This is a genomic window from Thalassolituus hydrocarboniclasticus (genome assembly GCF_025345565.1).
Classification (GTDB): Bacteria; Pseudomonadota; Gammaproteobacteria; order Pseudomonadales; family Oceanobacteraceae; genus Venatoribacter; species Venatoribacter hydrocarboniclasticus.
The window spans coordinates 3104691-3127041 of record NZ_CP054475.1 but is presented as its reverse complement, the minus strand read 5'-3'; the positions used below and the strand labels follow the sequence as shown (position 1 = coordinate 3127041).

At 53.6% G+C, this 22351-nt stretch carries 19 protein-coding genes and 1 riboswitch; of the genes, 7 read left to right on the top strand and 12 right to left on the bottom strand.

The genetic code is table 11. The features are described from left to right. Positions 1 to 4 precede the first annotated feature (4 nt). The gene (cobO, locus tag HUF19_RS13980; protein ID WP_260997189.1) at positions 5 to 619 is read right to left on the bottom strand and encodes a cob(I)yrinic acid a,c-diamide adenosyltransferase; all 615 of its coding nucleotides are present in this window, start codon (positions 617 to 619) and stop codon (positions 5 to 7) included. A gap of 105 nt (positions 620 to 724) precedes the next feature. On the opposite strand from cobO, the gene aceE reads away from it, so the two are divergent. The 3 genes from aceE to HUF19_RS13965 all read left to right on the top strand — a co-directional run bounded on the left by aceE (position 725) and on the right by HUF19_RS13965 (position 7263). Beyond that, positions 725 to 3436 carry a pyruvate dehydrogenase (acetyl-transferring), homodimeric type gene (gene aceE, locus HUF19_RS13975; RefSeq protein WP_260997188.1) on the top strand — a complete coding sequence of 904 codons (2712 nt, stop codon included), beginning with the start codon at positions 725 to 727 and terminating at the stop codon, positions 3434 to 3436. A 10-nt stretch (positions 3437 to 3446) separates the two neighbouring features. Then, positions 3447 to 5099, top strand: coding sequence for a dihydrolipoyllysine-residue acetyltransferase (gene aceF / locus HUF19_RS13970; RefSeq protein ID WP_260997187.1), 1653 nt, complete (start codon positions 3447 to 3449; stop codon positions 5097 to 5099). 148 nt (positions 5100 to 5247) lie between these two features. After that, positions 5248 to 7263, top strand: a complete 2016-nt coding sequence (locus tag HUF19_RS13965) for a methyl-accepting chemotaxis protein (RefSeq protein ID WP_260997186.1) — start codon at positions 5248 to 5250, stop codon at positions 7261 to 7263. Positions 7264 to 7339: 76 nt separating this feature from the next. On the opposite strand, the gene HUF19_RS13960 is transcribed toward HUF19_RS13965, so the two are convergent. The 6 genes from HUF19_RS13960 to HUF19_RS13935 form a co-directional block, all read right to left on the bottom strand. After that, a complete protein-coding gene (locus HUF19_RS13960) occupies positions 7340 to 7909 on the bottom strand; it encodes a cob(I)yrinic acid a,c-diamide adenosyltransferase (protein ID WP_260997185.1) in 570 nt (189 codons plus the stop codon). Positions 7910 to 7947: 38 nt separating this feature from the next. Beyond that, positions 7948 to 9129, bottom strand: coding sequence for a hypothetical protein (locus HUF19_RS13955; RefSeq protein WP_260997184.1), 1182 nt, complete (start codon positions 9127 to 9129; stop codon positions 7948 to 7950). Positions 9130 to 9138: 9 nt separating this feature from the next. Next, entirely contained in the window at positions 9139 to 11061 is a 1923-nt protein-coding gene (locus HUF19_RS13950; RefSeq protein ID WP_260997183.1) for a TonB-dependent receptor, read from the bottom strand. 184 nt (positions 11062 to 11245) lie between these two features. Further along, a riboswitch (cobalamin riboswitch) is annotated at positions 11246 to 11466 on the bottom strand. A gap of 112 nt (positions 11467 to 11578) precedes the next feature. Next, entirely contained in the window at positions 11579 to 13519 is a 1941-nt protein-coding gene (locus HUF19_RS13945; RefSeq protein ID WP_260997182.1) for a two-component system sensor histidine kinase NtrB, read from the bottom strand. A gap of 44 nt (positions 13520 to 13563) precedes the next feature. Further along, positions 13564 to 14493, bottom strand: a complete 930-nt coding sequence (locus tag HUF19_RS13940) for a ketopantoate reductase family protein (RefSeq protein ID WP_260997181.1) — start codon at positions 14491 to 14493, stop codon at positions 13564 to 13566. 57 nt (positions 14494 to 14550) lie between these two features. Further along, positions 14551 to 15600 carry a hypothetical protein gene (locus tag HUF19_RS13935; protein WP_260997180.1) on the bottom strand — a complete coding sequence of 350 codons (1050 nt, stop codon included), beginning with the start codon at positions 15598 to 15600 and terminating at the stop codon, positions 14551 to 14553. Positions 15601 to 15787: 187 nt separating this feature from the next. Between HUF19_RS13935 and HUF19_RS13930 the strand changes: the two genes are divergently transcribed. Together HUF19_RS13930 and HUF19_RS13925 are read left to right on the top strand one after the other, a co-directional pair. Beyond that, positions 15788 to 16273, top strand: coding sequence for a YajQ family cyclic di-GMP-binding protein (locus tag HUF19_RS13930; protein ID WP_225693200.1), 486 nt, complete (start codon positions 15788 to 15790; stop codon positions 16271 to 16273). After that, positions 16273 to 17676, top strand: coding sequence for an AmpG family muropeptide MFS transporter (locus tag HUF19_RS13925; protein WP_260997179.1), 1404 nt, complete (start codon positions 16273 to 16275; stop codon positions 17674 to 17676). The genes HUF19_RS13930 and HUF19_RS13925 overlap by 1 nt, the downstream gene beginning before the upstream one ends. A gap of 20 nt (positions 17677 to 17696) precedes the next feature. On the opposite strand, the gene HUF19_RS13920 is transcribed toward HUF19_RS13925, so the two are convergent. The 5 genes from HUF19_RS13920 to HUF19_RS13900 form a co-directional block, all read right to left on the bottom strand. Beyond that, the gene (locus HUF19_RS13920; protein ID WP_260997178.1) at positions 17697 to 18143 is read right to left on the bottom strand and encodes a GFA family protein; all 447 of its coding nucleotides are present in this window, start codon (positions 18141 to 18143) and stop codon (positions 17697 to 17699) included. 65 nt (positions 18144 to 18208) lie between these two features. Further along, complete coding sequence (locus HUF19_RS13915; RefSeq protein ID WP_260997177.1) at positions 18209 to 18838, bottom strand: NAD(P)H-dependent oxidoreductase; 630 nt, start codon at positions 18836 to 18838, stop codon at positions 18209 to 18211. Between the two features lie 93 nt (positions 18839 to 18931). Continuing rightward, complete coding sequence (locus HUF19_RS13910; RefSeq protein ID WP_260997176.1) at positions 18932 to 19294, bottom strand: MerR family transcriptional regulator; 363 nt, start codon at positions 19292 to 19294, stop codon at positions 18932 to 18934. After that, positions 19288 to 20205 carry an ROK family protein gene (locus HUF19_RS13905; RefSeq protein ID WP_260997175.1) on the bottom strand — a complete coding sequence of 306 codons (918 nt, stop codon included), beginning with the start codon at positions 20203 to 20205 and terminating at the stop codon, positions 19288 to 19290. The genes HUF19_RS13910 and HUF19_RS13905 overlap by 7 nt, the downstream gene beginning before the upstream one ends. Positions 20206 to 20284: 79 nt before the next feature. After that, the gene (locus HUF19_RS13900) at positions 20285 to 20635 is read right to left on the bottom strand and encodes a PilZ domain-containing protein (protein ID WP_260997174.1); all 351 of its coding nucleotides are present in this window, start codon (positions 20633 to 20635) and stop codon (positions 20285 to 20287) included. A 58-nt stretch (positions 20636 to 20693) separates the two neighbouring features. Between HUF19_RS13900 and cobU the strand changes: the two genes are divergently transcribed. Together cobU and cobT are read left to right on the top strand one after the other, a co-directional pair. Beyond that, positions 20694 to 21230: a bifunctional adenosylcobinamide kinase/adenosylcobinamide-phosphate guanylyltransferase gene (gene cobU, locus HUF19_RS13895; RefSeq protein WP_260997173.1), complete on the top strand. Its 537-nt coding sequence runs from the start codon at positions 20694 to 20696 to the stop codon at positions 21228 to 21230. A 52-nt stretch (positions 21231 to 21282) separates the two neighbouring features. Then, a complete protein-coding gene (cobT, locus tag HUF19_RS13890; protein ID WP_260997172.1) occupies positions 21283 to 22338 on the top strand; it encodes a nicotinate-nucleotide--dimethylbenzimidazole phosphoribosyltransferase in 1056 nt (351 codons plus the stop codon). The last annotated feature ends 13 nt before the right edge of the window (positions 22339 to 22351 follow it).

Here is a 22351-nt window from a genome sequence, read left to right as displayed (position 1 = left end):
GGAATTACCACTCAATACCGGCCTGAGCTTTCACTCCGGCTTTAAAGGCGTGTTTTTCCATTTTCATATCGGTGACGGTATCGGCCAGATCGCGCAGAGCCGTTGGCGCACCACGGCCGGTCAGAATCACATTCTGCTCCGGCGGGCGGTTTTCCAGCGCGGTTTTTAGTTCGTCAAAATCCAGCAGATCGTACGCCAGCATATAGGTGATTTCATCCAGCATCACGGTGCGTAGTTCAGGATCGCTGAGCATGGCTTTGGCCTTTGGCCAGACCGCATCAAAGGCGCGCTGATCCTGCTCTTTATTCTGTGTTTCCCAGGTAAAGCCCGAGCCCATTACTTCATGGGTAAGACCCGGCAGGGTGGCGAGAATTTTGGCTTCGCCGCAGTCCCAGGTGCCTTTAATAAACTGCACCAGCCCAGCCTTATAGCCATGCCCCAGCGTGCGGATAACGGTGCCGAAGCCGGAGCTGCTTTTCCCTTTACCATTTCCGGTGAGCACGATGATAACGCCGCGTTCTTCCTGAGCACGGGCGATGGCGGCATCGACCTTCTCTTTATGCTTCTGCATTTTCTGCTGGTGGCGATCGGTATTGGCTGTTTGCTCGCTGTTACTCATACTTTTTTGTGATTCCTGAAACATGGGATTTCCGCTGGCTAACGGGTGTTCACTGAGTCCTTAACTATACTGGATTACAACCATCGCCTGAACCGGGAATGCACAATGGATGAACGCAAGTTAAATCAGGATGTTACGGTCGATCCTGATCCGCAGGAAACCAAAGAGTGGGTCGATGCCATTCACTCTGTGATCCGTGCCGAAGGGGTCGAACGCGCCCATTTTCTGATCGAACGTATCGCCGAACGTGCCACCCGTGATGGCATGCCGCTGCCTTATGCGCTGAATACGCCTTACCGCAATACCATCGCTCCGGAAAATGAAGCGCCGATGCCTGGTGATCTGTTTATGGAGCGTCGCATCCGCTCGCTGGTGCGCTGGAATGCGCTGGCCATGGTTCTGCGCGCCAACAAAGAAGGCGCGGGCGATTTAGGTGGCCATATCTCCAGTTTTGCTTCCAGTGCCACACTCTATGATGTGGCCTTTAACCATTTTTTCCGTGCGCCTAATGCCAACAGTGACGAATCACCACTGGGCGACCTGATTTATTATCAGGGCCATGTGGCGCCGGGTATTTATGCCCGTTCTTATCTGGAAGGGCGTTTTCAGGAATCTGATCTGGAGCGCTTTCGCCGTGAAGCTTTGGCTCCGGGGTTATCCTCTTACCCTCACCCGAAACTGATGCCGGATTACTGGCAGTTCCCGACGGTGTCTATGGGCCTTGGTCCACTGCAGGCGATTTATCAGGCGCATTTTATGCGTTATATGTCCGCGCGCGGACTGGTGCCGCGCAAAGGCCGTAAGGTCTGGGCTTTCCTCGGTGATGGCGAATGTGACGAGCCGGAAACCCTGGGGGCTATTGGTCTGGCCGGACGGGAAAAATTAGAGAATTTAATCTTCGTGGTTAACTGCAATCTGCAGCGCCTTGATGGTCCTGTGCGGGGTAATGGCAAAATTATTCAGGAGCTTGAAAGTCAGTTCCGGGGTGCCGGCTGGAATGTGATTAAAGTCGTGTGGGGGCGGCACTGGGACCCACTGCTGGCGAAAGACCGTAAAGGCGTGCTGCAGAAGCGCATGGACGAAACCGTTGACGGTGAATACCAGAATTACAAAGCCAAAGGTGGGAAATACACCCGCGAGCATTTCTTTGATAAATATCCGGAGCTGACGGAATTAATTAAAGATTTATCCGATGAAGATATTTTCCGCCTGAACCGTGGCGGCCATGATCCTTATAAAGTTTATGCCGCCTATCACGCGGCGGTAAATCATAAAGGACAGCCAACGGTTATTCTGGCTCATACCATTAAAGGCTACGGCATGGGGGCCGAAGCTGAAGGGCAGAATCAGGCGCATTCGGTTAAAAAACTCGATATAGAAAGCATTAAAGCGTTCCGCGACCGTTTTGATATTCCGGTACGTGATGAAGATCTTCCGCATATGCCCTTTTACCGGCCACCGGCAGACAGTCCGGAGCTGACCTATATGCGTAAACAGCGGGAAAAACTTGGCGGCTATTTACCGCAGCGTACAGAAAACTGGACGGCATTAACCGCACCGGATCTGGAGTTTTTTAAAGCCCAGACCGAAGGCAGCGGTGAACGTGAAATATCCACCACCATGGCCTTTGTGCGCATTATGTCGCAGCTGGTGAAAGATAAAATCATGGGCGACCGCGTGGTACCAATCGTGCCGGATGAAGCGCGTACCTTTGGTATGGAAGGTTTATTCCGCCAGTTGGGTATTTATTCATCCGAAGGTCAGTTATACGAACCGGTTGATCAGGGCCAGGTGATGTATTACCGCGAGGATAAAAAAGGCCGCATTCTGGAAGAAGGTATTAACGAAGCCGGTGCTTTTGCCGCCTGGATGTCAGCGGGCAGTTCGTACAGTACCAACGGTCTGGCGATGATTCCGTTTTATATTTATTACTCGATGTTTGGCTTCCAGCGCATCGGTGATCTGGCCTGGGCAGCTGGCGATATGCAGTGTCAGGGATTTCTGATTGGTGCAACTTCAGGGCGGACAACCCTGAATGGTGAAGGTTTACAGCATCAGGATGGTCACAGTCATATCCTGGCATCCACCATTCCCAACTGTGTCAGCTACGATCCGACTTATGCTTATGAGCTGGCCGTTATTATTCAGGATGGCCTGAAGCGCATGTATGAGAAGAAAGAAAAAGTCTTCTATTACATCACCAGCCTGAATGAAAACTACGTTCATCCGCCGATGCCGGAAGGGGTGGAAGAGGGGATTAAACGCGGGCTGTATCGCCTGAAAAAATCGGCAATTAAAGGCGCGAAAAACAAGAAGCCGGCGCGTATTCAGCTGCTGGGCAGCGGCTCTATTTTACGCCAGGTTGAACAGGCGGCGCAGTGGCTGGAAGGCAAGGGCATTGCTGCCGATGTCTGGAGCGTAACGTCCTTTAATGAATTACGCCGCGATGGTCTGGCCTGTGAGCGGACAGCGTTATTGTCCGCGACTGAGCAGCCTCCGGTTCCCTGGGTTACCCGTCAGCTGGCAGACAGCGAAGGCCCAATCGTTGCCACAACCGACCATATGAAAACCTACGCCGAACAGATACGCGCCTTTATTCCTGAAGGACGGCGTTACCGCACGCTGGGTACCGATGGTTTTGGCCGCAGCGATTCGCGTGAAAATTTACGCCGCTTCTTTGAAGTGGATTGGCAACACGTAGCCTGGGCTGCCGGCACCGAGCTGGTAAAAAGTGGTGCGTTAAAAGCCGCTGATCTCGAACAGTGGCGCAGCGAACTGAATATCGATGCCGCCAAACCTGACCCACTGTACAGCTGAGGATGGATGCATGACGACTTTAAAAATCCCGGATCTCGGTGGTGCCAGTCAGGTTGAAGTGATCGAAATTCTGGTCAGCCCCGGCGATACGGTCGAAATGGAACAGGCATTAATTGTTCTGGAAACCGATAAAGCAACAATGGAAATTCCGGCCGAAGCCGCCGGCGTGATTAAAAACCTGAGTGTTAAAGTGGGCGATAAAGTCAGCAGTGGTGATGTATTCGGTGAACTGGATAGCGATGCTTCAGGTACTGAAGAAAATGCCGCTGAAGAAAAAAACGCTGAAAACGCTCCTGCTGAAGAACAGAAAACGACAGAAGCTCAGGCAAACAATGCTGTAGAAAGTGCTCCGCCACAAACAACTGAACCTGCTGCAGCCGTTGATATTGTGATCCCGGATCTAGGCGGTTCTGAACAGGTGGAAGTGATTGAAGTACAGGTCAGTGCCGGTGATGAGATTGGTGCCGAACAAACCGTGCTGGTGCTGGAATCGGATAAAGCGTCGATGGAAATTCCGGCCGGTCAGGCTGGTACTGTAATCAGTGTCGCCGTTAAAACCGGTGATAAAGTCAGTAACGGTGATGTGATACTTAAATTACAGCCGGCTGCTGGTAATGCTGTATATGCGGGAAAAAACGCTTCTGCATCTGCAGCGGCTGAGGTGGCGCCAACAGAAAAGACAGCAGCACAGGTAACAACGCCAAAAACAACAGTTGCAACTGTGGCTACAACGACTGCTGCTGATGTGCGTTCTTCCACTACTGAAGTTCATGCCGGTCCGGCGGTACGCAAACTGGCGCGCGAATTTGGTGTCGATCTGGCACAGGTCAGCGGCAGCGGGCCAAAACAGCGTATCACCAAAGACGATATCCAGCGCCACGTAAAACAGCGGCTGAGCAGTGTGCCAGCTTCTGTGCCGGGTGGCTCAGGTATTCCTGCGGTGCCTGTGGTGGACTTTGCCAGATTCGGTGAAGTCAGTGAAAGTCCGCTGAATAATATTAAACGGGCAACCGCGCGGGCGATGACAACAGCCTGGCTGAATGTGCCACAAGTCACGCAATTTGATCAGGCCGATATCACTGACCTGGAAAATTATCGCAAACAGCAGAATGAACGTTATGCGCGGCAGGGAATAAAGTTTTCTATTGTTCCCTTCGTGCTGAAAGCCATTGCCAGAGCGCTGGAAGATTTTCCATCTTTTAATGCCTCGCTCAGTGCCGATGGCGAAAAGCTGATTCTGAAGCACTATGTGCATGTTGGTGTGGCGGTTGATACGCCGAAAGGATTACTGGTGCCTGTCATTCGCGACGTGAATCAGAAGTCGGTTACACAAATCACACAAGAGCTTACCGATAAGGCCGAATTGGCCCGATTGGGTAAGCTACCATTAGCAGACATGCAGGGCGGCTGTTTCAGTTTGTCCAGCCTCGGTGGTATTGGAGGTACAGCGTTTACCCCCATTGTGAATCCCCCGGAAGTTGCCATTCTCGGATTATCGAAAGCATCGATGCAACCGGTATGGGATGGTACGGCTTTTGTACCGCGTCTGATGCTGCCTTTATCGCTGTCTTACGATCACCGGGTGATTGATGGCGCTGAGGCTGCACGGTTCAGCCAGCGTCTGGTGATGTACCTGCAGGATTTGCGTGATGTTCTGATGTAGCGATGCGAACAGTCAGGCGTTGCCAGAGTAAGGCGTTGCATACAGGCAATATTGTATAAATTAAGAGTACCCGGAGAGTCACCGGTGAAAGGTTTTCCTGCGCCGAGAGATCTCAGATAACAAGCATAAGTAAGGGTGTGAGGAGTCTATGCTGAAAGCACTAATGTGGCCGGCAATCAAATTTATGGGTCAGCTGAATTATGCTGCCAAGTTCGGCCTGATCAGTTTTTTGTTTATGGTGCCTCTGGTGGTTCTGAGCGGGCAGGTATTTCTTGCTGCATTTGAATCGATGAAGAAAACAGAGCTGGAGCTGAGCGGGCTGCAGAGCACCCAGCAATTATTCAATTTTGCCCACGAGCTTGAAGCATTCCGTGATCTGGCTGCGGTGGTGCCGCATCAGAATAATGAAGAACTCCGCGCCCGTGCAGAACAGCGCATGAACGAAATTCCCCAGCAAATTCAGGCGTTACTGCAAAGCACTGATGATGAAGAGCTGCTTACACTATTAAAAGGCTGGGAGAAAAAGTATGCCCATCGCCTGAAAATGAGCGGTGAGCATCGTCAGCCGACCTTCCGTGATCAGTATAAATATTATCAGATTGTCATTGATGAACTGTATCTGGTTATTCGTCAGTACACCCAGTCTTCCGGTATTTCACTGGATTCGGATGGTGATATTCAGCGCCTTGTCGGCATTGTGATGACATTGCCTGAAGCTCATCTGGTCGGCGGTATGGGGCATGCGGCAGGGGTGTATGCTTTTGTAGAACAGTATCTGCAATCAGCCACCTATGATCTGATGAATGTTGTTTACGACCAGCTGCTGGCCGCCCAACCCAATATGCAGCTGATGGTCAGTAGTGCAGAAGCGGTAGGTGATGCTGACTTGCTGACTGCAGCTCAGGCTGCTGTTAAAGCGATTGACAGTATTCGCATGAAAATAGATGAAGAAATTATTGCGGCAGCCACCATCGAATCCAGCTGGCAGGATTATGATAAGTTCTATCAGAGTCAGCTACAGGTATTAAAAGACATAGAAAATAAAGCTTTTCCGCTGATCGGCCGTAAATTACAGTCGCGTCTCGATGGGCAGCAAAAACGCATCGGAATACTGGCTCTGGTTCTGCTGTCAGCACTGACCATTATTGTCTATCTGTATCTCGCATTTTTTATGTCTATCCGTTACACCATTAAGCGTTTTTCCGGTACGGCCCGTGATATTGCCAATGGTGACCTGACCCATGAAATCAGCTTCAGTGGCCGTGATGAAATGGGACAGTTGCGCGATGCATTCAATGAAATGATCAGCAATATCCGCAATACCCTGGCTGCAGTAAAAGACAGTGCCGGTTCGGTCAGTGTCAATGTGAATGAAGTCGAAAGCATTGCCAACCGCAGCCGTCAGGCCGTGCAGATTCAGCTGGAACAAACCAATCAGGTTTCACAGATTATCAGTGATATGGCCGACCGTGCGGTAACCGTTACCCATCTGGCTGAAGAGGCAGAAGAAGCGGCGCACAGTGGCCATAAAAAATCCGATGAAGCCGGACAGGTTGTTACCCGGGTGATGGATCAGGTGCGCAGTCTGGCCGATGAAATGGCCAACTCAATGGAGGCGGTTAACCGTCTGGCAGAGAATTCTTCCAGCATCAGCAGTATTCTGGCGACTATTAAAGGCATTGCTGAGCAGACCAATTTACTGGCACTGAATGCGGCCATTGAAGCAGCCCGGGCCGGTGAGCAGGGGCGGGGGTTTGCGGTGGTTGCCGACGAAGTACGGACCCTAGCCAGCCGTACACAGGGATCTGCGCAGGAAATTGAAGGCCTGATCAGCGAAGTGCAGAAAAATATTGTCAGTGCAGTGGATACCATGGAAGTGAACCGTAAAATGGTAGAAAGCACGGTCTCTCACTCTGAACAGGTCAGCACCACGCTGAATGAAATTCAGATCAGCATGGGTGATATTCAGAAGAAGACGACGGATATCGTCGTGACTGCCAATGAGCAAAAACGCAGCGCGGCTGATCTTGAACATAATCTGGAAGCAATCCGTGACAGTGGCCAGCAAACCTCCAGTAATGCTGAAGGAACCGTGCAGGCCGTACGTCAGACTCAGGCGATTACCGATTCACTTGCGCAGCGGGTTGAGCAATTTAAGGTCTGATAAATATCAGCGATATGTCATAAAAAACGCCCACGATACAGTGGGCGTTTTTTTATAGTTTATCAGACTGACGGCATCAGGAATTATTGTCGTTGCGCTTATGCCGGCTTTGCCAGATAACCTCCTGACCATTATCGCGCCGGGCGAGAACCCGGGCGAGAATAAACAGCAGGTCGGATAAACGGTTGAGATAACGCAGTGCCAGCGAGCTGACAGTTTCAGTGCGGGCCATTTCAACCAGAGAGCGCTCAGCACGGCGACAAACGGTACGTGCCATATGCGCGCAGGCGGCGCAACGGTTGCCGCCGGGAAGAATAAAATCTTTCAGCGCTGGCAGAGAATCGTTCAGTGCTTCCAGATTATCTTCAATATCCTGCAGCAACTCTTCGCTCAGGGCGTAAAACCCAGGTACCGACAGCTCACCGCCAAGGTCGAACAGATCATGCTGAATCTGGTGCAGCAATGGCTGCAGGTCGTCATCAGCGCTCAGTTCGGCGCGCAGTAATCCCATCCAGGAATTCAGCTCATCCACATCACCAATAGCGTGGATACGTTCGCTGCTTTTGCTGACGCGTGAACCATCACCCAGACCGGTTTCACCACCGTCACCTGTTTTGGTTACGATTTTTGATAAGCGGTTGCCCATAAAGTCACCACGTTAGATGTTGACGTACCAGCGACTTTTCAGAAGTCACCGATGTTCTGTTCAATAGTCAGAAACTCAATCTGAACTGGTTTTAATGCCGTTTCAACAGAACTTAATTGTATTTCGTTCAGTGGCTTCGGTGCCGAAAAATCAGCAGCTGCATTAATACGGATGATCTTGTTCGATGTTCCGGGAAGGCCCAGCCAGAGTACTTCGCCTTTGCTGGCCAGTGCTGAGATATTACCAGATGCAAGTTCGGTGCTGACTTTGCTGGCCGAGTTATCACTATTCAGCTTGTACAGCGTATCGATAGAAGAGCCTTTTTCACTGCTCCAGCCTTCATAGGATGTGAAAAAAATCTTGCCGCTTTCCGTTGCTGTTACACGATTAACAGCATATTCATCAGTTAATACTTCCGTTGAAAAATCATTCAGGTTAACGGCCTCAATACCACCGGAAAGTGGGCCGTAAACGAGTGATCCAAGGTACATTGTATCGCCATAGACTACGCCGCTCTGATGATTGGCAAGGCTAAGCTCAATGGCCTGTGTACCAGGGGTTACTGAATCGGTATCAATTTCTTCCCAGCTGGTAGCATCAAAAACAACCACTTTTTCATTACCGGATGAAACCCATTCGGTCAGATTCTGCAAAGTAATATACACTCTGTTGTTATGGGTAAATACCATATCCATTTCAGGCACAGTATCATCTGCCCCCGTGGTGTGATGGCTTAAATCAAGTTCACGGATAAGAAAATCATCAGAGTTTTTTGCCGCAAGATTGATAACCCAGGCTTTGGCAGAACCGTAGCGTGTGATCACGGCGGTATCATCCGTGATGAAACTGATGTTGTATGGATTGGCAGATGTTGTTTCACCGGCTGAACGCAGTGAGTAGCCTTCACCCGGGTAGTAGCCGAGCTGCGGGTTATCTATGTGATACTTCTGAATGGTATCAATGTTGTAGCGCCCAATATGGTAGATGTATTCGCCTCTTGTTGCGATACCGTAATCGGTTGCTGTTTTTGAATTATAGTTGCTGGCAACATCGGTAATGCCATCAGTGAATTCAATCATGCTTTCGCCAGAGGCTACCGATTGCACAACGGCAATATCGTTGAATGTAATGGCTTCCGCTTTATTATCATTGTCATTACAGCCGCTCAGCAGTAACGCAGAAGAGATACATGCTGTGATGGCAGAGGTTTTAATCGTCATTATTAATATTTACCATTGGTAGTGGGCGCGCAGAAAGAACATGCGGCCAGGTTCAGGATAGTAAGGGTAGTCACGGGCGGAATTGCTGGTTGCATCTGTTACGTTCATGCTGACCCGCCAGCTTTTTTTCTGGTAGCCTGCGGATGCATTCCAGCTGTTTTCAGCATCTTTTTCGAGAAGGTTGGAATTGTTGTAGTAACCATCACTCTGGCGATAGTTTCCGACAGAAAAATCCCAGTGGTTTTTTGTCCAGGACGCACTGAAATAGCCTGAGAACTGACTATACCCGGCGGCCTGATTCCCTTCGTAATAGGGTATTGGGGTGTACTCGATAATTTCGTTTGATTGCAGAGTAATGCTTGCCGAAAGCGATAATGCTGACCAGATATTCCAGCGGATATCCTGCTCAAGTCCGGTGTGGCGTGTTCGCCCAAGGTTGTCAAAATGAATAACGCCCCGGCTGTCACTTTCGGAAATAATAGCGTCGCTGATATTACGCAGATACAAACTGGTCGTCAGCTCTATCTTACTGTTCTGGAAGCGCAGGCCTGTTTCATAGTGCTCAGCCTGTTCGGGCAGAAGGGTTGGGTTTCCCATGCTGGTACCACGATCACCGAATAATTCGTTAGTGGTTGGCAGGCGCACCTGATGGGCAATATTAGCGTAGATAATAATGCCGGATGGCAGGCGCTGGTCGATGCCCACAGACCAGGTATTAACATTATCCTGACGGTTATTTTCCAGACTCTGAAGATCTTTATCGGATAGACGTATATGGCTGAACTGAGCAGTTAACTCGCGGTTATTCAGTGTGTATTGTAAACGACCGCCATTATCCAGCTGTTGCCGCTTATAAGCTGTTTCGCAACCGTTACCATTCAGACATTGCTGTTCTTTCTCGCTTTCATTCAGTAAGCGGAAATCTGTTGCTGTTTCTTCCTGTTGTAACCGGCTGGTAAAAACGGCATTGAAATTGTCGCCACACATATAGTGGTTAATCTGAAATTTCTGGCCATCGGTAATATAGCGATTCAGCTGTGCACCCAGACCGATATTAGAGTCACGATCATCATAAAGCTGATCCTGACGATAAATGTTGCCGGATATTTCTGTTTTTTGCTCTTTGCCCCATGTTTTTTGCCAGTTTAATTGCAGGCTGTCGGAATCTGTTTTTAATTGCGCATGGTTGGCTGGAAAGTTGATGCGTGATGTTAATCCACGTTTTCCCCGGCCAGACTGAACAGCAATGTTCAGGTAGCTGTCTCCCAGAGCCTGTCTTCCTTTAATCAGCCACTGATATTGCTGACTTTCGTTGTTGTAACGTTTTTCATATCCCGGTTGTTGCGGGTTATCGACAGGTTGTGGTTCGAGATAGGTAAAATCATTATCTGCCTGCAGTAAATCACCACTGAGCAGCCACTGAGACTCTGTGCTGCCAAAATTCTGGCTGAGTGCGTACTGTCGGGTTCCGTAACTGCCGTGGGTCGCGTGGACTTCTCCCTGATTTATTATTTCTCCGGCAAGACTGCGACTGCGGATATGGATAATTCCGCCGACGGCCGACGATGAGAGTTCTACCGGGGCAATGCTGCGGTATATATCGACAGTTTCGGCCTGTGATAGCGAGATTTTACTTAAATCAGCACCGCCGCCGTTGAGTGAGTTAATCTGCAGGCCATCCCAGAATACCAGTACCTGCTGTCCACTCGAGCCGCGGATTACCGGGCTGGAATATTGACCTATGCCACCGATGCTCTGAATGTCTATTCCGCTTTGCTGCCCGAGTAGTTCAGGTAACAGAATAAATTTTCGGGTAAATTCTTCTCTTTCTATCCGCTGATGGTGGCCACTGAGAAAATCAGGAGAAAAACCGGAATCGTTGTGTCCGTAGACAGCAACGGTGTTCAGTTCGGTCGTCGAAAAGGCGGGCATAGCAAAGCCACTGAACAGAAAAGTCAGTGTAATCAGGGAATTCAATGTGCAGCGTTGTAATAAAACAGTATTCAGAGTGCTCACCCGCAAACCCAAAACAGGGTTGCAGTGGCGGAGGCGTAAAAAGCAAGGTGCGCTGCAGTAAGGCAACGGTTTGCGATCACCCTCCGTCGCCCACCGCAACGTCAGTATCGTTATTCAGGCCGGTATCCGGGCTTACGACCTGAGCATTAGCTCGCTGACAACACCTTCCCATGCAGAGCACAGTGGCATAACGCTGTCAGTATGGTCGATCACCGTTGCGGGGGCAGCGCTGGATTGGCGGTAACAACACACGACACCAGACTTCCCGTTTAACCCTCGTCAGTAAAAAGGCTGAGGGCACCTGAAAGCGCGAAGGGTATAGACCCCTGTGCGATGGGTCAATAGCGCTGGTACAAAAGGCAGTGAATTATCCACATGGTTGGTTTGAAAATAATTCATTTAGGGTTTGGAGGCTGGCGGTTGCATACCGGATTCAATCACCGGCAGGCAGGGCAATTTCAAAACAGGCACCACCGTATTGCGTGCTTGCCCGATAGCGCAACTGGCCGTGATGGTGGCTGGTAATAATCAGGTAAGACACAAACAGGCCGAGTCCGGTGCCTTCACCGACGTCTTTGGTGGTGTAAAAAGGTTCAAAAATATGCGCGGCACTGGCGGCAGAAATTCCCGGGCCGTTATCTTCCAGCACAATGACCTGCTGTTGGTCGCGCTGTTCGATGCTGAGATGAATATTGGGCTGCCACTGAGCGTCGTCAGGCTGATACTCGCTCAGTGCCTGTACTGAGTTTTTCAGCAAATTCAGCAGCACCTGTTCTATTTCACCGGGCAGACATTCGACCCAGGCGGGTTGCTCGGTTGTGTGAAACTGCAGCTGAATATGACGCAAGCCGAAATCACCCCGGGCAATGCTCAGGGTGTTGTTAATCAGTGCATTAAGGTCGGTACGCTGTTTCTGCTGCTGATCGCTGCGTGAAAATTGCAGCATATTGGCAATAATATTGGCGGCACGTTCGCCGGCCTGCTGGATATTATCCATAAATTGCAGGATATCGCGTTGCTGCAGGTACCGGCCGAGATTCTCCAGCGGCAGTCCGGTTTCTGCTGCTATGCGCTCATTGGCACTCAGGCCTGGCTGCAGGCGACGGCGGATATTCTGCAGGTTCTGCAGAATGGCTCCCAGAGGATTATTAATTTCATGGGCGATGCCGGTCGCCAGTCCGGCAACCGTCATCATCTTTTCGCTGTGCACCATAATTTCTTCCAGCTGCAGGCGCTGTGATACGTCATCAATACGCAGTACCAGTTTGGCCTGTTGTTGCTCTGGCAGCGGATAGATCATGGTGTCGGTCATCAGCGGCTGCATAAAACTGTTAATCGCCAGTCTTTCCAGTTTATGGACGGCACTGTTCTGTTCGGCGGCATTCAGCAGATCGGCATGGGGAGCAAGCTCGGGTATCAGTTGCAGCAAATGGCGACCGGTTAATTGCTGGCGTTGCTTACCCAGCCAGTCTCCGGCCTGCTGATTGCACTGTACGATGCGCAGCTGGGCATCCAGAGTAAATAAAGCAGACGGCATGGCATTAATAATACCGTCGAGCAGGGTCTGGGTATTTTTAAGCTGGGTTTCGATACCGCGCCGCACCGAAATTTCCTGCGCCAGGTTTTCGTTAATCTGACGGGTTTCAGTCGACAGACGTGTCGCCCGCAAGCGGGCGCTTTCGGCCTGCTGATGAGCATTACGTAAATTCAGGGTGCGCTGGTCATATTGCCAGAGCAGGTCGTTCAGAGCGCTGGTCAGCGGCTGAATATCCGGGTCGTCGCTGTGAATGGTGACGGCTTCTTCTTTCTCGCCATCGCGGGTGGCACGGCGCACGTTGTTTAACAGCTGCAGGTAAGGGCGTTTCTGCCAGCGCCGGGTCAGGGCATAGAGTGCAAAAATCAGCAGGGCAGAAATACTGACCACAAACAGCGTGGTGGTTAATGTATCGAGGATAAAAAAGCCTGGCAGGGAACGGTCGCTGATCACTAATAATTGCAGTTCCCCGCGCGGACTGCTGAGCCGGTACTTGTGCAGTTTGTCGATCAGCAAGCTGTCTTCGAGACGTGCCGACAAGAGTGGCGAATTGCGATAACTGTGGCTCAGGCGTTCTCCGTGGTTGTTGTATAAAGCGGCTTCACGGATCTGGAAGTGGCGGGTAAAACGCTCCAGCATTGACTGCAGGGTCGGCAGGTCAGTGATGTTATGGGTCAGCTGAATCTGCAGGATATCGGCAAAGGCATCGCTGATTTCGGGGGCCAGTTGTTCGCGTCCGACACGGTCAGCGGCGGCAATGTAGGCCAGTGTGGTGAGGATAATAATCAGCGCACAGACTGTCACAGTGGCGAGCATGGTTTTTTGCCGTGCTAATAACATGGTGACTGCAACCTCCTGTGCGGATACATCCTATTACTCCTGTTTCAGACCTGCAGCTGTTGCATCAGCCGGTCGGTCAGCGGTAAAGGCAGGCCGAGATTGTGCGCCTGTTGCTGCAGGTAGCCACAAATATAGGGCAGCTCGGTTGTTCTGCCGGCCAGAATATCCTGCAGGGTCGAGGAGCGGTTAGCGGCGGTCGCCAGGGCGACCTGTTCTACCCGGCCGGTCAGATCCTGTGACAACGGCCAGTGCAGCTGCTGATACAGGTTGTCCACTTCTGCTGCCAGTGCCTGTAACTGTGGCAGATAAAGCGGGTTACTGACCAGCTCGCCGTTATGGCAACGCAGAATCGCTGTCAGCGGATTGATCACGGCGTTGACGGCAAGCTTTTCGCGCATTCTGTTGTGGATATCGCTGACGGCTTCTATTTCCGGCGGCAGCTGTGTGTCTTCGCTATCGTCTTCGCTCCAGCGCCCGGCAATGGTTTGTCCGGCTCCGGCATACACCACTTCGCTGCCCTGAGCGTTATCGGCTTCGCGCCGGTAACCTCCGGCGGTGGAGATGCCGGCCCAGAGTCTGACCGGCAGCTGCTGCTGTGCCAGCCAGTCGGCGCATTGCTGCTGCTGGCCCATGCCATTCTGCAGTAACAGCAGATTGTTCACCTGCGGCAAATAACTCAGCCAGGGTTGCAGAGCGTTCAGGGTATCGGCGGCTTTGGTGGTGACTACCAGCCAGTCGAGGGGTTCTCCCTGCCAGCACGGCAGCGCCCATTGCCGCTGTTGTTCTCCCGCTTCGTTGTTGGGGAGATAAAGGTTGAGGGTTACTGCAGACGCCTTATCGCGCGGCAGGGCAAATACCCTGTGCTGGCGCCAGTGGCTGGCCATCAGTGTGCCAACCGCCCCTGTACCCAGCAGACCAATGCTGAGCGGGGATTGCCGGGATATGTTCTGAGCAGAAGGGGATGAAATCGTCATCGCGCGATTATAGGCAGGCCGGGCGCGGAAAGCAGCCTCAGCCTGCAGGTGCGAAGATTAATGCGGCGTGACGCTGGCGGCTTCGGTCTCGGCGGCGTTCAGGTTATCAGGCTCCGGATTTTGCGCTTCTGGCTCTTCCGTGACTGTACTGTCTGTCACCGCTGGCATTGCAGCCAGTCCGGGCGCCGCTGGTGACCACTGGCGGGCCAGTTTGTCACGGATATTGCGGGTATGGTCAGCAGGCAGGTTGCGTAACCAGAGTTGCAGCCGTACTTCGTCTTCGTCGACCAGTTTGGTCATGGCATCCAGATGCACACCGCGTTCACGCAGCAGCCAGATAACCAAAGGCATCAGGTGATGAAAACGGCGACGGTTATGTTTGTCACAAAGCTCGGCGCTGGTTAGATTAAATTGCCGGGCAACCAGCTGGCAGGCATCGTCGAACAGGCGCTGCACATCACTGCGTGAGTAGGCAGATTGAGTTAAAGCTTCTCTTTTCAGGTGCTGATCCACCCACTGATCGCGGGCCAGCGCCTGATACAGCGGGTGGCTGCCGTGGCTCAGATCAAGCTTAGGGCTGAACGGCGCCTTCATTACGTCAATATAATGCTGGGCGCGGTTACGGCGGCCATTTACCAGCAGATTGAGCATGGATTCGGTATCCAGCCAGGCCGGTGGAGTCGGCTCACGGTAATAACGATCACTGCTCCAGGGCCAGAGGCTGGCATCGGCCACTTTGCCATCGTGTACCGGTGAGTGGTGTAACTGCAATATCAGCTCAGTCAGTGCGGCACGCTCATCGACCAGCAGGACCACGCCCTGATCCGATAACACCTGACGGCGCTTGTGCCAGCAGCGTTCGTGCATGCTGTCGAAGGCGGTCTGGATATCGTCCATCACCTCGGTCCAGTCGCGCTGGCAGCGCAGCACAAACTGCATCTGCCGCTCGTCCAGTACGTAGGCAAGCAGGCGGGTTCCGGCCACACTGGACAGAATTCTGAGGCCATATTCATACTCGAATACCGAGTTGAAAATGGGCTGGTCTTTCGCTCCGGTCACTGCGAAGTAATACACTCCGGCGCCGTGCAGGGTCATTTTGGTTTGCATAGCAAAAATTTTAGCTGACTTTTGTATAGTCGCCAGTGAGGACACGCCGCCAGCACTGCGCTGCCGAGACTTTGGCTTTATCGGCGGCGGACGGTATACAATGCCGCTCTTTCGTTATGCCGGTAGCGATATACCGGACACAGATTTTTTAGCGGCCGCCGTCAGGCCATAAGCAGGAGAATTTTCTATGCCTTCATTTGACGTCGTATCTGAAGTCGATAAGCACGAAGCCCAGAATGCGGTCGATCAGGCTAACCGTGAGCTGAGTACCCGTTTCGATTTCCGTGGCGTAAGCGCCAGTTTCGAGCTGAAAGAACTGGTGGTCACCATGACCGCTGACCATGAATTCCAGATTGATCAGATGAAATCCATGCTGACCGGCGCCATGACCAAACGTGGCATTAAAGTCACCTGTCTGGAGTTCGGTAAGCTCGAAGGTGCGGGTAAGCAGGTTAAGGTGAAAGCCACTATGCGCCAGGGCATCGACAGCGATCTGGCGCGTAAGATGGTGAAGATGGTGAAAGACAGCAAAATCAAAGTGCAGGCCTCTGTGCAGGGCGAAACCGTGCGCGTACAGGGCAAGGCCCGCGACGACCTGCAGGCCGTGATGGCCATGTTCCGCAGCGACGAAAGCATTGATATGCCGCTGGCATTCAAGAACTTTAAAGACTGATGCTGATTCACTATTTCTACATCCCGCCGGAGGTCCGGCGCTGGCTGAAAGAGGCCTGGGACATTTACCGGCAGAAGCCGGTTCTGGTCATTGCCTTGCTGGGCTTCAGTGCCGGATTGCCCTATCTGCTGGTGTTTACCACGCTGACGGCCTGGCTGCGGGATGAAGGAATAGAACGTACAACCATCGGTTTCTTTGCCTGGGTCGGTATTACCTATTCGGTCAAAGTGTTCTGGGCGCCGGTGGTCGACCGCCTGCGCCTGCCGTTACTGAACCGGCTGGGGCAGCGCCGCAGCTGGATTTTACTCGGCCAGTGCGGCATCGCCGCCGGCCTGATGCTGATGAGCATCGCCCACCCGCAGAATTCCTTATTACTGATTGCCCTGGCTGCCTTGCTGGTGGCGTTTTCGGCAGCCACGCAGGACGTGGCACTGGATGCACTGCGCATCGAGTCCGCCGCCGATGAACAACAGGGCGCGATGTCGGCTGCCTATGTTTTTGGCTATCGCCTGGCTTTGCTGGTTACCGGGGCCGGGGCCTTGTATCTCGCCGAATTCACCAACTGGCATATCACCTATCTGGTGATGGCGTTGCTGATGGTGGTCGGCATGCTGGCCATTCTCTGGGCCGATGAACCGCCGCATCAGAGTGATGCCGAGCGGATGCGTAACGAACTTCTGCTGGTTGATGACATCATGGGCCGGCCGATGCATCTGCAGCAGCGGCCGCGCTGGCAGCGCTGGCTGCTGAGTGCGGTGATCTGCCCGGTGCTGGAGTTCTTCCAGCGTAACGGCCGTTTTGCGTTGCTGATTCTGGGCTTTATTGCGCTGTACCGTCTCAGTGATATCACCATGGGCATTATGGCCAACCCCTTTTATCTGGATCTGGGTTACAGCAAACCCGAGATCGCCAGTGTGGCCAAGGTGTTCGGCTTCTTTCTGACGATTTTCGGTTCGGTGCTGTGCGGCGTGCTGGTGGTGAAGTACGGTATTTTCCGGCCTTTGTTGCTGGGCGCGGTGATGGTGGCGGTTACCAATCTGCTGTTTGCCACACTGGCCATGGTCGGTGATCTGGGAACGCCGCCACTGCCTGCTCTGGCGCTGGTGATCAGTGCTGACAACCTCAGCGGTGGTATCGCCAGTACGGCCTTTATTGCGTATCTGTCGAGCCTGGCCAATAAAAACTACACCGCCACGCAATATGCGTTATTCAGTTCACTGATGACCTTGCCGGGTAAATTTATCTCCGGCTTTTCCGGCTGGGTGGTGGATGTTGCAGGTTACGCCGAGTTCTTCGTGCTGGCGGCAGCGCTGGGCCTGCCGGCGATTGTGCTGGTACTGGTGCTGATGCGCCATCATAAACGCGAGCAGCAGGATTCTGAATCAATACCGGAAGCGCCCTGACGCTTCCGGCTCTCTTCTTATCAGCTGTCTGAGCTGCTGTTAAACAGCGCGTACATCTCCGCTGCGGTCATGTTTTTGGTGTCGTTGGCGAAGGAGTAATAGTGCGGTTTTTCGTCAATAAACACCTGATGATCGAAGGTCGCTTCCGGGCCGCTGTCGAATAAACCCGCCGGCACAATATATTGCTGATTGTGCTTCAGGCGGTAAAACAGATGGCTGCCGCATTCTTTGCAGAAACCGCGCTCAGCCCAGTCGGATGACTGGTACACGCCAATATGTTCCTGCCCCTGAAATTCAATATCCTGACCGCAGTCGACCGACATAAACGGGCCGCCGCCCCAGCGCCGGCAGGTGGTGCAATGGCAGACGCCGATATGTTCACTGGGATTTCTGGCGCTGAAGGTCACGGCCTTGCACAGGCAATGGCCGTGGTGGGTATTGCTGTGAATGGTATCCGGGCTGGTCATGATGGCTTCCTCCTGAAACGGGTGTATGCCTCAGTTCTATCAGCCCGGCGCTGCCGCGACAAGGTCTACATAGAGTGAGCGGCTGTCCGCCTGCTTGCAGATGCGATTTTCCCGCCTTTGCTGGCAGCCTGTTGCAGCCACTGCTGGCGCTGTTCGGCGCTGGATTTGATCACCGGCCCGAACAGCGTGGTTTTGACCGGTTTGAAACCACAGAATCCCAGGGTGGCATGGTTCAGCTGATACACCGCCGGAGCTTTTTGAAACCAGCGGAAATACCAGGGCGGGGTATCCAGCGTCAGAAAGACTTCGGCACTTTTGCCGCGCAGCAGCTTTTCCTGCAGCGTTTGTCCGGCTTCATAGCGGAAGGCAAAACCGGGCAGTAAGGTGCGGTCAAACAGGCCTTTCAGGCGGGCCGGAACACTGCCCCACCAGACGGGAGCGACCAGCAGCAGATGATCGCAATCACGCAATGCCTGCTGAAAGCTGAGCAGATCGGGCTCCAGCGGAGCTTGTTCGGCATAACCCTGACTGAGGTTGGCATTGAACTGCATGTCGGCCAGATCAAAGCGCTGAATCTCAGCCCTCTCAGCCCCCTTAGCCCCCTTAGCCGCCGCGTTCTGGTAAGCGTCAGCCAGCGCGCCGCACAGGCGGTTACGGTCCGGGTGGCCGTTGAGGATCAGAATGTGTTTAGGCATAAGAAGAAAACTCCGGTGTGTATGGTTGGGTTTTCAAGTATCGGGTCTGCCCCTAAGGGCAGAGTCAAGACCGGGCCGGATTAAGCGGCAGCGTCATATTTTTTCTGCCGGCACCAGCGGACAATCGCTGATGCTGTGCAAACAATGGTCGAGCTGCTGCAGGCGTTGTTGCTGGCGCATCACTTCGGCTTCGACTTCGCCACGGAACTGCAGCAAAAACGTGCGCAGTGTGCTCCAGTCAGGCTGCTGATTCTGATAACGGATGGCGGCTTTCAGCCGTTGCAGCGGAATCCCCAGAGCGCGGGCTTCGCGAATCAGCAGCAACAGATCGATATCGGCCGCCGAAAAGTGGCGGTAACGGCCGATCCGCTGCGGCCGGATCAGGCCCTGCTGTTCGTACAGGCGGATGGCTTTCTGGCTCAGCCCGGTCTGTTTTGATGCCGCGCCGATCAGCATGCCGCCGCTCCCAGCCAGGCAGCACCGCGTACACCGCTGGAATCACCGTGCAGTGCCTGTTTCAGTGGTGTGCTGACGGTATCGGAGAATACATAGTCGGCCCAGAGCGCAGGCACTTCCTGATAAATGCCGGGCAGGTTGGAGACACCACCGCCCAGTACAATCACGTGCGGGTCGATCAGGTTGATGACACCAGCCAGGGCTTTGGCCAGACGGCGGTAGTAGCGTGCAAGCACCGCCTGCGCCTGTGGGTCCTGTTGTTCAGCCAGCGTGTTCCACTCCTGCGCGCTGAGGCTGAGGCCGGTTTCCTGTGCGGCCTGCTGACGCAGTCCGGGGCCGGATAACAGGGTTTCGAGGCAGCCTTTCTGGCCGCAGTAACAGTCGATTTCACTGTCAGAGGCGTCGCGCCACAGCAACGGGTTGTGCCCCCATTCGCCGGCGATGGCATTGGGGCCGCTGAGCAGGCGGCCGTTGATCACCCAGCCGCCGCCACAACCGGTGCCGATAATCACCGCAAACACTGAGGCAAAACCGGCGCCGCTGCCATCGCTGGCTTCGGACAGGGCAAAACAGTCGGCGTCGTTGGCCAGAACCAGTGGGCGTTGCAGCAGAAGCTGGAGTCGCTTTTGCAGATCGCCCTGTAAATCACGGCCGATCAGGCAGGTGGTGTTGGCGTTCTTGATCAGTCCGCTGGCGGGGCTGACCGCGCCGGGAATACCGATACCCAGAGAAAAGTCATGGCAGCCGAGACGACTAGCCGCACTTTCCACCATGGCAGCGATATTGGCGACTATGGCGTCATAACTTTGTGCCGGAGTAGCACTGCGCTCACGCAGCAGGCTGTTACCCTGCGGATCGAGAACAATGATTTCGGTTTTGGTGCCACCCAGGTCGATGCCGAATTGCAGCATGGTGAAGGCTCATCAGAAAGAAACTGGCGGCAGTGTAACAGTCTGCAGGCGCAGGCCAACAGACTGTCAGGAGGAAGAATTAATCGTGCGCGTGGCGGTAGCTTTTCAGCATCATACCGAGAATGTCGTCCTGCTGGCTGATGCGGCAGCCGTTGCCGTAGAGGCTGGGGGTGATTTTGTCGCACCAGACGACTTCAGCGCTGCACTGGCCGGTGCGGCGGGTGTTCACATTAGGGGCGATATCGACCAGATCGAGCAGCAATTGGGTGCCGGGTTGCAGCTGTTCATAAGTTGAAATCATCACCCCCTGTTCAGAGCAATCGACCAGCAGGCCAAGGTATTCCTTACTTTGCCGTTCGAATACACTGACGTTGCTTTTCAGAATCCAGCGTGGATGCATGCGTTGTTCGTGGTCAGAGTTCGTACTCATTGATCTTTCTCTGGTAAGTTTCCATTTTTTTAGTGTAGACCCAAGGTTCGTAAACAACATGAACAGGCTTGAACTGATTCTGGGCGGTGCGCGTTCAGGCAAAAGCCGTTACGGCGAGACCCAGGCTGAGCAGCTGGCCGGAGAGGCTGCGGAGGTGGTGTATATTGCCACCGCACAGGCGCTGGACGGCGAAATGCAGCAACGCATTATCCACCACCGCGAGCAGCGCCCGGCGCACTGGCTGACGCTGGAAGAGCCTTTGCAGCTGGCAGCAGCGCTGCAGCGTGTGCGTAAAGAGCATCCGGCGGCGGTGATTCTGGTCGACTGCCTGACCCTGTGGCTGACCAACTGCCTGCTCAGTGATCAGAACGATTACTGGGAACGGCAGAAAGCGGCGTTAATGGATGAGCTGCAACAGTTACAGCAGCCGCTGCTGCTGGTGTCCAACGAAGTGGGCTATGGCATTGTGCCGATGGGCGAGCTGAGCCGGCGCTTTGTTGATGAAGCCGGACGGCTGCATCAGGACATTGCCCGGCTGGCGCATGATGTAACGCTGGTGGTTGCGGGTATTCCCATGGCGGTTAAGCGCAGTTAAGGTGCACGCCTTTTTACAATGAACGATTTATCAATAAATTAAGACAGGTGTTATGACCGTTGAATTCTGGTGGCAACAGGCCACCGCTCCTCTTTCTGCTGAAACCCAACAACAGGCGCTGGAGCGTCAGTCACAATTAACCAAGCCACCGGGTTCTCTGGGCCAGCTGGAAGACGTTGCTGTGGCTTTTGCCGCCTGGCAGGGGCAGGTTAAACCGCAGATTAATAACCCGCAGTGCGTGGTGTTTGCTGGTGATCATGGCGTGGTCGCGCAGGGTGTATCGGCGTTTCCGCAGGCGGTTACGGTTGAGATGCTGAAAAACTTTGTTGCCGGCGGCGCGGCGATTTCGGTACTGGCACGTTTCCATACCATGGGCCTGTCGGTGGTGAACTGTGGCACGGCGTTTCCGGCCGATCAGCTCAGCGGCGTGATTCAGCGCGCGGTGATGCCGGGCACCAACGATTTTTCACAGCAGGCCGCGATGAGCAACGCTCAGGCGCTGCAGGCTCTACAGATTGGCGCTGAACAGATTGAGCGTCTGCAGGCCGAAGGTTGTGACCTGTTTATGGCCGGTGAAATGGGCATTGGGAACACCTCGGCGGCCAGCTGCCTGAGCGCGCTGTTACTCAAACAGGATGTGAATGCGCTGGTTGGCCCGGGCACCGGTGTTCAGGGCGAAGCCCTCAGCCATAAACAACAGATTCTGGCGCAAAGCTGTGAGCGTGCCCGGGCGCTGGTGGATTCGCCGCTGGCGGCACTGGAGCAGGTGGGCGGACTGGAAATTGCCGCCATGGCCGGCGCTTATCTGCGTGCTGCACAGCTCGGTATACCGGTGCTGGTGGACGGTTTTATTGCCAGCTCTGCAGCCTTGCTGGCGGTGCAGCTGAATGCCGGCGCCCGTGACTGGATGCTGTTTGGTCACAGTTCAGCCGAACCGGGCCACCGCGCCTTACTGACCGCGCTGGATGGCAAGCCGCTGGTGCAGCTGGGTTTACGTCTGGGCGAAGGTTCCGGTGCGGCGGTGGCGGTGGGTCTGGTGCAACAGGCGCTGGCGCTGCATAACCAGATGGCGACCTTTGCTGAAGCCGCGGTACAGTCCGGTAACTGAAATAAGGAAGCCG

Coding starts and splice junctions, on each gene's coding strand:
- HUF19_RS13935 (WP_260997180.1), bottom strand. CDS start 15,600: ATGCAAACCAAAATGACCCTGCACGGCGCCGGAGTGTATTACTTCGCA.
- HUF19_RS13920 (WP_260997178.1), bottom strand. CDS start 18,143: ATGACCAGCCCGGATACCATTCACAGCAATACCCACCACGGCCATTGC.
- HUF19_RS13930 (WP_225693200.1), top strand. CDS start 15,788: ATGCCTTCATTTGACGTCGTATCTGAAGTCGATAAGCACGAAGCCCAG.
- aceF (WP_260997187.1), top strand. CDS start 3,447: ATGACGACTTTAAAAATCCCGGATCTCGGTGGTGCCAGTCAGGTTGAA.
- cobO (WP_260997189.1), bottom strand. CDS start 619: ATGAGTAACAGCGAGCAAACAGCCAATACCGATCGCCACCAGCAGAAA.
- HUF19_RS13940 (WP_260997181.1), bottom strand. CDS start 14,493: ATGACGATTTCATCCCCTTCTGCTCAGAACATATCCCGGCAATCCCCG.
- HUF19_RS13960 (WP_260997185.1), bottom strand. CDS start 7,909: ATGGGCAACCGCTTATCAAAAATCGTAACCAAAACAGGTGACGGTGGT.
- HUF19_RS13925 (WP_260997179.1), top strand. CDS start 16,273: ATGCTGATTCACTATTTCTACATCCCGCCGGAGGTCCGGCGCTGGCTG.
- cobU (WP_260997173.1), top strand. CDS start 20,694: ATGAACAGGCTTGAACTGATTCTGGGCGGTGCGCGTTCAGGCAAAAGC.
- HUF19_RS13915 (WP_260997177.1), bottom strand. CDS start 18,838: ATGCCTAAACACATTCTGATCCTCAACGGCCACCCGGACCGTAACCGC.
- HUF19_RS13910 (WP_260997176.1), bottom strand. CDS start 19,294: ATGCTGATCGGCGCGGCATCAAAACAGACCGGGCTGAGCCAGAAAGCC.
- HUF19_RS13965 (WP_260997186.1), top strand. CDS start 5,248: ATGCTGAAAGCACTAATGTGGCCGGCAATCAAATTTATGGGTCAGCTG.
- aceE (WP_260997188.1), top strand. CDS start 725: ATGGATGAACGCAAGTTAAATCAGGATGTTACGGTCGATCCTGATCCG.
- HUF19_RS13900 (WP_260997174.1), bottom strand. CDS start 20,635: ATGAGTACGAACTCTGACCACGAACAACGCATGCATCCACGCTGGATT.
- HUF19_RS13950 (WP_260997183.1), bottom strand. CDS start 11,061: ATGCCCGCCTTTTCGACGACCGAACTGAACACCGTTGCTGTCTACGGA.
- cobT (WP_260997172.1), top strand. CDS start 21,283: ATGACCGTTGAATTCTGGTGGCAACAGGCCACCGCTCCTCTTTCTGCT.
- HUF19_RS13945 (WP_260997182.1), bottom strand. CDS start 13,519: ATGTTATTAGCACGGCAAAAAACCATGCTCGCCACTGTGACAGTCTGT.
- HUF19_RS13955 (WP_260997184.1), bottom strand. CDS start 9,129: ATGACGATTAAAACCTCTGCCATCACAGCATGTATCTCTTCTGCGTTA.
- HUF19_RS13905 (WP_260997175.1), bottom strand. CDS start 20,205: ATGCTGCAATTCGGCATCGACCTGGGTGGCACCAAAACCGAAATCATT.